Origin of the sequence: Aequorivita xiaoshiensis, from assembly GCF_022008395.1 — a bacterium.
In the GTDB taxonomy this organism is placed as follows: Bacteria; Bacteroidota; Bacteroidia; order Flavobacteriales; family Flavobacteriaceae; genus Aequorivita; species Aequorivita xiaoshiensis.
Window position 1 is genome coordinate 1 of sequence record NZ_JAIRBB010000021.1, and the last position, 9492, is coordinate 9492.

Below are 9492 nucleotides of genomic sequence, written 5' to 3' on the forward strand. Positions count from 1 at the left end.
GGTCGCCAAATCTTTTGATTTGGCTTTTAGAGAAATAATAAAACAAAATGCAAAAGATTTGGCTTATGGTTAATCCGAAAATTAATCGCTTATTTACAGCCCTACTTCTTTTATACTAAACGTTGTAAGCAATTTGAGGAAATGAAAAGACTAATAGGAATTGGAATAATATTTTTGATTTTGTTTTCTTGTCAATACTTGAATCCATTGCATTCCGACAATACTCTGACTGAAAAAATTGAGGCGGAATTTAAATTGGATTCAGAAATAATTGACTTGACCAAACTGAATAGTTTTGAGTGGAATGAATTACTAATTCTTGGACCATATTCCGTAATTAACAATGTTGAGAAAGAACTGAATTTGGATTTAGAAAATATAAGAGAAAACGGAATTGAATATAGCGATTCTATAAACCTTCTAATTTTCCTAAAAGACGGAAAATCAGTTAAAATTTCAGAAGTTTCAAGAGGAATTGGAGATTTTACGAATTTGACGCAGATTATTGAAAAGAGCAAAGCAAAATTTGTAAAAACAGAAAACGGACAAAATAGATTAGCGGAATAAAAACTGCTTACAACAATAATTGTGAGTAATTAGATAAAATCATAGATGCCAATTAACATATACAAAGAAGAAAATTTTGAAACGATAAAATATCTATGTGACGAAGATTGGGACTTACCTACTCAAATGGACGAATTGGAAAAATGGCTGAATGAAGAAGGAAAAAATCTACCAAAAGGAAAATATGTTGCGGATATCGGATTTGGAATTAGGAAAGATGCAAGTGGTGGTGGAGCAATTTTAAGTTCAAAAGTTATTAATATTTTAAATCAAATTGGAATGGAAATTTATTTTTCCGAATACCGAAACGAAAAATAGAATACAAAAAAACTGCTTACAACACCGTATAAAATTAATTGCTAGTGCAAGCCTACTTACGAAAATCCTTGCGGATTTTCTATTCGGTTTGTATTTGCTAAATTAGTTGCTTAAACCACGCAACTAATCTTATACAAACACGTTGTAGGTAATGCTGAAAAAGACCATTTACATATCAATCATTTTGACTTTGACATTAAGTTGTGGAAGTTCCAAGTTCAACGTAAATCACGGAGTTGTACTCGAACCACTTTCTGACGAAGTAAAAAGAGAAATGAAAATTCTTGATTTAGAGAAAAGTACAGGAGTGATATTTCCGAAAGAATATGAAGCCAACTTCAATAAAGGTAGATTATCGAACAGATTTACACCGACTGAAAATGAAATCAGAAAAGCCGAAATTGAAATAAATAAGCAGTATTTGGATTCCGACAAAAGATTTGCCTACAATCAAAATTTTGTGAGATTTAAGGATAATACTGAATGGACTCTTGAGGAAAGACAAAAGGATTTCCAAAACCTAATGAAATGGAATAAAAAAGAAGCAAAAATGAGCATCAAATTTGACCGACAATATTTAGGTTTTATTGAAAACGGACAAAGAATATTAGTAATTCAATTTATTGATTTTAGTAAAGACCCTTATGGATTAAAAGACCAATTGACAAAAAGCTGGATTGGAGGTTGGCACGGTTGGTTTGAAACAAATGTTAGGCTGAAAGAATATAATATGGAAACAAAAAAACTAAATAGTTTCGGATGGCCACAATTATAAAAGCACTACCTACAACAATGTATAACCGCAATTACGGCGGATTCGACTACGTCCGAATCCACTCGGAATTGCTAAAGCCTGTGCTAAACCGAAAATTAACGCATATTAACCCGTAACTGACGGTTATACGAGACCGTTGTAGGTAATTTAAAAAATGAGAAATACACTTTACATTCTAACTTTTTTATTATTTGTAAGCTGTAAAACAGCTCAAATTAAATCTGAACTTCCGATAAAAAATACAATAACCGAATACTACGAAAGCGGAGAAATTAAAAGCGTTGGAGCAATAGATGAATTTCACAAAGAATTTAATAACTATCGAATTGGATTTTGGAAAGAATTTTACAAAAACGGAATTTTAAAGGCTTCTGGGAATTATAAATTGGATACTTATACTCAATGTTGTACAGGCGGAATTTGTGACGGATTTTACAGTTATAAATTTGGAGAATGGAATTACTATTACGACAATGGAAATTTAAAAGCCAATGGCACATACAAAATCGGAAAAAAACATAAAGAAACGAGTTGTGAAGGAGGAGACGAAATAAACTTTGGATTTGTAACTGATAGTTGGGTTTTTTATGACAAAAATGGAAAGAAAATTATACCAACTGAAAAGGATATTTCAGAAATAGAAAAGAGTAGTTTTATTGACGAATGGGATATGGGGAAAGATTAAAAACTACCTACAACACTGTATAAAAAAAATAGGGCAAGTACGTGCTGAACCCAATGTTTCAGGCTTATTTGCGAGGTCGCCAAATCTTTTGATTTGGCTTTTTGAAGAAAAAATTAAAAACAAAATCCAAAAGATTTGGCTTGTGGATAATCCGAAAGTTAATTGTTTATTTACAGCCCTACTTCTTTTATACTAAACGTTGCCAGTAATGTTGAGAAACATCGTAATCCAAGATTATTTACTCATTCAAATGTACTGTTTACACATTTCTATTATTCTAATTCCGGAAATGTGATTAGTTTAGTGAAAACAAAAAATATGAAAAAACTCTTATTTATATTCTTTCTAATATTTATTCATCTAACTGCAAAAGCCGATAGTTGGAAAGACCCAAGTTGGAAAGTAATGATAGCTGAATCAGATGCTATTGCTCTTGTTGAATACGTAAGTAATGGTGATTTTAGAGCACAAGCAAAAATTCTAACAATCTATAAAGGAAAAGTCAATTCCGATATAATCTGGATTTCAGGTTTTAGTAATCGCTATGGTCCGATTGATAAAATGAAAATTGGAGATAAATTCATTGTTTTTTTAAATAAGAATAAGCCTTCTAAAAGAAATCTTGAATATTGGGAAGAACAAATAAAAGAAGACAAAGAACTAATACCATATGTAAATGCTCTAAAAAACAACAATGCTTACTATGTTTGGACACCAACATCAGGAGACTTAAAGGTGAAGTCAAAAAAAGTACAATATGACTTGATACAAACTACATTTTATGATAATCAAAAATTCTATTCACTTAAAGAATTTGAAGAGTTTTTAAATTCATTTAATAGTAAAAAAAAGAGTTTTCATCATTATCTATTATCTGAACTTTCCGATAATTTATCTAATGATAAAACATCACAAGTTCTGATGATGCTATATCTAACATCATATAAAAAATATAATTCTATTTACGAGGACATTTATAAAACCAATTTAGATAATTCACTTTATGCTTTAGCTAAATTATTGGGTAATATAAAAGGTAATTCCTCAAGAGATTTGTTAGTTAAACTATTGGATAACAAAAATAGCATAGTACAAGGAGAAGCTGTTAGGCAACTATCAAGCGAAGGTTCTGACTTCATCGGTCCAATATTACTATCAAAACTCTCAAAGGCTGGAGAAGATGGGATTTATCCTCAAAACTTAATGGATCCTGTTCAGAATAGTGTGGACGGAGGAAAAATTGAAATTATAAAAACTTTGGGAGAATTAGAATACAAACCAGCAATTCCAAAATTATTGCCATTACTAAACACCGATAATGAATACTTGTTTATGACAACATTCAATGTTCTCAATAAATTAGGAACTAAAGATTATATACCGTACCTAAATAGTCATTTAGAAAAGGGAACAAATGACTTAATTTATGAAATATGTGATTTAATAACTGAAAATGATTTAACAGAATGTATTCCATCATTGATGTCATATATTTCAAATCACGACAAAACTATTCACCCTAGCAAGGAGTTTACAATTTCTTGGTGTTGCGGACTTTCTAATTTTGACAATCAAGAAGTAAGAGAATTTCTCATCTCAGATTTTAAGAAAGTAATGGAAATGAAAAGAGGTGAAAATATTGACAATAAAAAAGACTGGCTTCAAGAATACATTTCATCATTTAATCAATTAAAAATGATAGAGGTAAAATCACTTATCTATGATGCAATGTTTGAATATTATGGTTTTAATTCAAAATTTAGGAAAAACAATCTTCTTTTTGATAAGAAACAAAATGTTGAGAACGAATTTAGAAAACAAATCTCATTATTGGAAAAAGAACCTGACATTGAAAGAATTGAATTCTTGTTACAAATCGACTCAAAAACTGATGCAATTATTGACTATTCGTTGAATGTAATAATAAACTCAAACAAAAATGAATGGAAAGAAATTGAGCCGACTTTTAATTCTGTTCGAGATAAATTAATTGAACAAGGTTATAACAAAGATAACATAAGACTTACAACAGGTTATATAGTTCAAAATTTAGGAGGTAGTGAACCCTTAGAATTTAAGGATGGACTAATGACTGAATTTCTAAAATATATTTCAACTAATCCAGACAAAGATGATATGATTTTTTTACAAAAGTTATCTGAATTTGAATATGCAAAAACGGATTTTGAAAAGAGGAAGTTAAATAAAGCAATTGAGAGTTGTAAATCAAACCTAAATTAAAAAACACTACTGGCAACAACGTATATAGCTCATAGCTGGGTATTTGCTTAATCGGAAATTTAGGCATATTTGCGAAGTCCGCCAAATTTTTTAATTTGGCTTATTGAAAAGAAAAGTAATAAGAAAATTAAAAAATTCGGCTCGTGCTTAACCGAAGAGTTATCGCTAATTTGCACGCTACGAGCCATATACAAGACCGTTCTACGCAATTTGACCAAACCAACAAAATGAAAGTAAAATATCAAAATTCCGTAATTGAAATAACAAATGAATCTGATTTGGATTCAGCGGAATTTGGTCAAAGATTTAAGAAACATTATCCAGCCGATTTAGGAATTGAATTGGAATATCAACCTTCCTCAAAACACGGAATTCGAATAACAGAAAACGGAATTGAAAAGTGTAGCGTATTACTACTGGAAACTGGAAGAGCAACTGGAATTTCTGAAAACTCATTTCTAATCAAAAATGACAGAATTTATATTTGCTGTTCTGACCAAATATACTCTCTGAATTTAACAGATTTATCTGCTAATTGGAGAAATCAATATGACATTGCTACTTGTTTCGGAATTTATGAGTTTGACGAGGATTTTATCGTTCACGGAGAAATTCAAGTTAGCCGAATTGATAAAAATGGAGAAACTAAATGGAATTTTAGTGCGAGAGATATTTTCGTGAATCCAGATGGAAAAACGGAATTTAAAATTGTCGAAAACCGAATTGAATTAATAGATTGGGAAGGTTATAAGTACGAACTGAATGGTAATGGAAAAATATTAACGGAAATAAAAACTGCGTAGAACACCGTGTATAATTCATTGCTAGTTATAGCCTACTTACGAAAGTCCTCGCGGACTTTCTATCTGTGATTTATTTGCTAACTTTAGTGCTTAAACACGCAACGAAATCATACACAAAACCGTTAGCACCAATGGAAAAAAAACGCGAAAATGATTGACAGCGAAATAGATTTGGAAATTAAAGTAATTACAAAATTCCTGAATTCAGAGAAGCGAGATAGATACGTGAATTTTGTACAGAATGGAAAAACCCGACCGAAATTCCTAAAGGACTTATCCAAATCGGATTTTCTAAATCAAAACTTATTTGAAAGTGTGGACGGAAACGAATCTGAAATAATAAAAGACCGAATTAAATCAATTGGAAATATTAAAGATTGTTATGTGATTTCGGAAAATAAAAATATTGACCAAAAAAGAATGTCTATTGAAAACGCACTAACAGAAACAATTGGTGCTGACGAAGGAACTCTGCTCGTATTTGGAAATGCCGAAATTGTATATTCCGAAGCTGAAGGTTTTAATAATAGATGGATAAGTAAAAAGAAAAAATAAGCTGAAACTAAAAACAAGAACTGAATAACCACAGGTGCTAACACCGTATATAAGCTATGGCTTGGCCTGTGCCTACTTGGAAAATCCTGCGGATTTTCCAAAGCCAGTTTTTATTTTGAGAGGTTCGTGCTAAAACACGCCACAGCTCATATACATCAACGTTAGCTGTAATTAAAATGAGCATCCTCAAAGCCTTATTAATTTCAATATTGCTTTCAATAATTCACATTGCAATTTATCTTGGAATCGATCAATTAATAAAAGAATCAATTCCAAATAATTACGTGATTCACTACATTGGACTAATTCCTATAATTACAACAATAATTGGTTATTTAACTATTTTTAAAATATTTAGAATAAGTTTCGACTGGGAAAATATGAATAATAAGATCGGAACAATCAACTTAAAAATTGTTTTCTACCTCTTAATTTTAACTATTGGACTTGAGTTATTTGATAGACCATTTTTTGATTTTAGCAAAATTGTTGACTTTCTCAATGGAATTGTTAACGAACCATATGTACAATCTAAAAAGCCTAATATTTCATTAATTTACACTGGGTTATATTACATAATATTAGCACCAATATTTGAAGAACTTCTATTTCGAAAATATATGTATACGAAATTATCAAAGAAATATTCCGAGAATTTATCAATAATAACTTCAAGCATATTATTTTCTCTTATTCATCTACCGAGTTACAGAAACCTTATACCTACTTTAATTTTCGGTATTATTTGTTGCATAATCTATAAAAAAACTAAGAATATTTCTTACACTATCATATTACATATCTTAGCAAATTTAAGTTGGTTTATTTTTGAAAATTATGGGGAGATATATTACAAATGGATTTTTGGACTTAAATATAACCTAATTTATTGGACAGTATTTGGAATTGGAATTACATTAATATTGTTTGGAATGAAAAAAATAACTACAGCTAACAACGTATATAGCTCATAGCTGGTCAGTTGCTTAATCCAAAGTTAAGGTGTGTTTGGAAAATCGCCAAATTTTTAAATTTGACAACTTTCCAATAAAAAAATAAGTAGTAAAATTTAAAATTTGGCTTGTGAATAAACCGAAAAATAATCGCTAATTTACACGCTACAAGCCATATACACAACCGTTAGCCACAATGCAAAAAAAATGAAGAACTTGAAAAAATATTTTGCGGAAGGATTATTAATAATCTTTAGTGTATTGTTTGCGCTTTTTATCAATAAATTGTTTGACGACTATAAAACCAATCAAAAGAAAACAGTTGCTATTGAAAGTATTCAGAAAGAATTATCTCAAAATTCAAAAATACTGGTCAATTGGAAAGAAAAACATATGGAAATAAGAAATCGAATAACGGAAATAATTGAAGGACAGAATGACAGCTTAAAAACCGAATTGCTAAAATACGAATTTCTAAATCTCGGAGTACTAACTAATAATGAAAGCTTGATTGATGCCATATTAACAAATACAGCTTGGGAATCAGCCAAATCAACTGGTATCATATCAGAGTTTGATTTTGAAAGTACCCAAAAATTGACCCACATATATTCTATGCAGGAAGTCTTAACTGAAAGAACAATAGCTAAAATATTAGATTATTACTTCGATACCAATGCACATAATATGGAAAATATTGACCAAATACTGATACAATTTCAACTGAGGTTTTGGGAACTAACTGGCCAGGAAGAATTAATGGATAACTTATACAAAGAGGCGATTAAGAAAATGGCGGAATAGCAAAGTGGCTAACAATGTATATAAAACATAGCTATTACAGGATTTTCAAGAAGTTTTTGTGTATTTGTGAAGACCGCCAAATTTTTAAATTTGGTTTTTTGAGAAAATTAAACTAAAAAGGAAAATTTAAAAATTCGGCTCGTGTTTAATCCGAACCGATAGTGTCTTTTTACATGCTACGTTTCATATACGGAGACGTTGTGCACAATATGAAGAAACTTTACTCATTACTCCTATTAATAATTATTTTTTCCTGCTCCGAAACTGTTCCCAAAGACTTGGAAGGAGAATGGATAATTGATGAAATAAAATATTTGGATAATTCAGTTTATCCGGAAACAATAAGTTCTGATATAGAAATATCTTTAAATGTCGTCGGATATGAAAATGCCGAGAAAATTAAATTTATAAACGCTCATTCTGCCGTTATTTTGCCAGGATTTAAAAGTGAGAGAATTACAGTTGACTTCATTAAGAATGGTAGCCAAATCGAATTTAAAGAACATAATGGGCTTAATTACACGGATGAATCTTATGATTTAACAAAGCGGATCTTCTTGCATAAATATGAAATTTTGATCGGAGAAGAAAAAGGACAATTGATATTAAAATCTGACAGTACTTCGATAAAAATACTAAACCAAAATGAACTAATTGAAAACAGAACTAATAATTTATTTAACGGATAGAAAATACTGTGCACAACAATGTATAACCGCAATTACGGCGGATTCGACTACGTCTGAATCCACGCATAATTGCTAACATCTATGCTTAACCGAAAAACCTCGTATATTTATCCGTAACTGCGGTTATACGAAACGTTGTGGTTAATTTAAAAAAAACTTTTCGCTAATGAATTACATTAATATTTTAATCGGAATTCTATCAATTTTTGCTGGAATTATGCTGATTAAATATTATCAAAAACTTAAAAGCGAAAATAAAACTGGCGGATTATCATTTAAAATACAAACTGGCGGAATTGGAGCGATAATAATTGGAATTGGATTGATTTTGAGAGAATTATTTTAATGGAAAAAGTAAGAGATTTTAGTGAAGACGAATTTGGTCATTTTTTGACAAATGAATTAAGCCAATTAACAGATGTGACTTTAGTTTTGCTAAAAGGACATTTATTTACGGAATTTGCGATTAACTGCTATTTAGAAAGTCTATCTCAAACAAAAAAGTCAAACTTTTTCAAAGAGAATTTTACTTATGCGACCAAATTAAAAATGTTGGTTCATTTTGGGAATTTTGAGAATGAAGGAACTCTAATTTTAGAAGCAACTCGGATTATAAACAAATTGCGAAATGGAATTGCTCATTCATTAAATGTAAACGAACAACTAATTCAAGAGTTTTTTGCTAATTTGGATAAAGCATTACCGCCAAATAATGGTAATTTTAGAAATGAAAAATTGGATATTCCGTTAAGGTTAACTTCTGGAATTGCAATTATTTGTGGAATAATTTTCGGAAGATACCTTGAAATTAGGGACGGAAAAAACTAACCACAACAACGTATAAAAATAATAGGGCAATGAGTGCTTAACCTAATGTTAATGGCACTTTTGCGAGGTCGCCAAATTTTTAAATTTGGCTTATTGAGAAAAAAAATAATAAGAAAAATTTAAAAATTCGGCTTGTGTTTAACCGAATGGTTTGCGACTGTTTTCAGCCCTACTATTCTTATACAAAACCGTTGTGTGCAATAACCCTTGCTTGCTAGGTTATTTAAAAAATCAGTAAAGCGCGCGGATTTAGAAGGAAAATAATCAGTATTTT

13 protein-coding genes are annotated in these 9492 nt (G+C 30.2%); all 13 read left to right on the plus strand.

Going from position 1 to position 9492, the window contains the following annotated elements; translation table 11 throughout:
- The first annotated feature begins 141 nt into the window (after nucleotides 1-141).
- The 13 genes from K8344_RS13380 (at nucleotide 142) to K8344_RS13435 (ending at nucleotide 9218) form a co-directional block, all read left to right on the plus strand.
- Nucleotides 142-567: a hypothetical protein gene (locus K8344_RS13380; protein ID WP_237609182.1), complete on the plus strand. Its 426-nt coding sequence runs from the start codon at nucleotides 142-144 to the stop codon at nucleotides 565-567.
- A 45-nt stretch (nucleotides 568-612) separates the two neighbouring features.
- Nucleotides 613-885, plus strand: coding sequence for a hypothetical protein (locus K8344_RS13385; protein ID WP_237609183.1), 273 nt, complete (start codon nucleotides 613-615; stop codon nucleotides 883-885).
- Nucleotides 886-1069: 184 nt separating this feature from the next.
- A complete protein-coding gene (locus tag K8344_RS13390; RefSeq protein WP_237609184.1) occupies nucleotides 1070-1660 on the plus strand; it encodes a hypothetical protein in 591 nt (196 codons plus the stop codon).
- Nucleotides 1645-1776, plus strand: a complete 132-nt coding sequence (locus K8344_RS14175; RefSeq protein WP_262913435.1) for a hypothetical protein — start codon at nucleotides 1645-1647, stop codon at nucleotides 1774-1776. Before K8344_RS13390 ends, K8344_RS14175 begins: the two co-directional genes overlap by 16 nt.
- Nucleotides 1777-1814: 38 nt before the next feature.
- Nucleotides 1815-2345: a toxin-antitoxin system YwqK family antitoxin gene (locus K8344_RS13395; protein WP_237609185.1), complete on the plus strand. Its 531-nt coding sequence runs from the start codon at nucleotides 1815-1817 to the stop codon at nucleotides 2343-2345.
- A gap of 318 nt (nucleotides 2346-2663) precedes the next feature.
- The gene (locus K8344_RS13400; RefSeq protein ID WP_237609186.1) at nucleotides 2664-4586 is read left to right on the plus strand and encodes a HEAT repeat domain-containing protein; all 1923 of its coding nucleotides are present in this window, start codon (nucleotides 2664-2666) and stop codon (nucleotides 4584-4586) included.
- Nucleotides 4587-4813: 227 nt separating this feature from the next.
- Nucleotides 4814-5389: a hypothetical protein gene (locus K8344_RS13405; protein ID WP_237609187.1), complete on the plus strand. Its 576-nt coding sequence runs from the start codon at nucleotides 4814-4816 to the stop codon at nucleotides 5387-5389.
- A 150-nt stretch (nucleotides 5390-5539) separates the two neighbouring features.
- Nucleotides 5540-5944, plus strand: a complete 405-nt coding sequence (locus K8344_RS13410; protein ID WP_237609188.1) for a hypothetical protein — start codon at nucleotides 5540-5542, stop codon at nucleotides 5942-5944.
- 176 nt (nucleotides 5945-6120) lie between these two features.
- On the plus strand, nucleotides 6121-6918 hold the full coding sequence (locus K8344_RS13415) for a CPBP family intramembrane glutamic endopeptidase (protein ID WP_237609189.1): 798 nt from the start codon (nucleotides 6121-6123) through the stop codon (nucleotides 6916-6918).
- A gap of 186 nt (nucleotides 6919-7104) precedes the next feature.
- The gene (locus K8344_RS13420; RefSeq protein ID WP_237609190.1) at nucleotides 7105-7701 is read left to right on the plus strand and encodes a hypothetical protein; all 597 of its coding nucleotides are present in this window, start codon (nucleotides 7105-7107) and stop codon (nucleotides 7699-7701) included.
- A gap of 209 nt (nucleotides 7702-7910) precedes the next feature.
- Nucleotides 7911-8390 carry a hypothetical protein gene (locus K8344_RS13425; RefSeq protein WP_237609191.1) on the plus strand — a complete coding sequence of 160 codons (480 nt, stop codon included), beginning with the start codon at nucleotides 7911-7913 and terminating at the stop codon, nucleotides 8388-8390.
- 166 nt (nucleotides 8391-8556) lie between these two features.
- Entirely contained in the window at nucleotides 8557-8736 is a 180-nt protein-coding gene (locus K8344_RS13430) for a hypothetical protein (RefSeq protein WP_237609192.1), read from the plus strand.
- Nucleotides 8736-9218: a hypothetical protein gene (locus K8344_RS13435; protein ID WP_237609193.1), complete on the plus strand. Its 483-nt coding sequence runs from the start codon at nucleotides 8736-8738 to the stop codon at nucleotides 9216-9218. The genes K8344_RS13430 and K8344_RS13435 overlap by 1 nt, the downstream gene beginning before the upstream one ends.
- Nucleotides 9219-9492 lie beyond the last annotated feature (274 nt).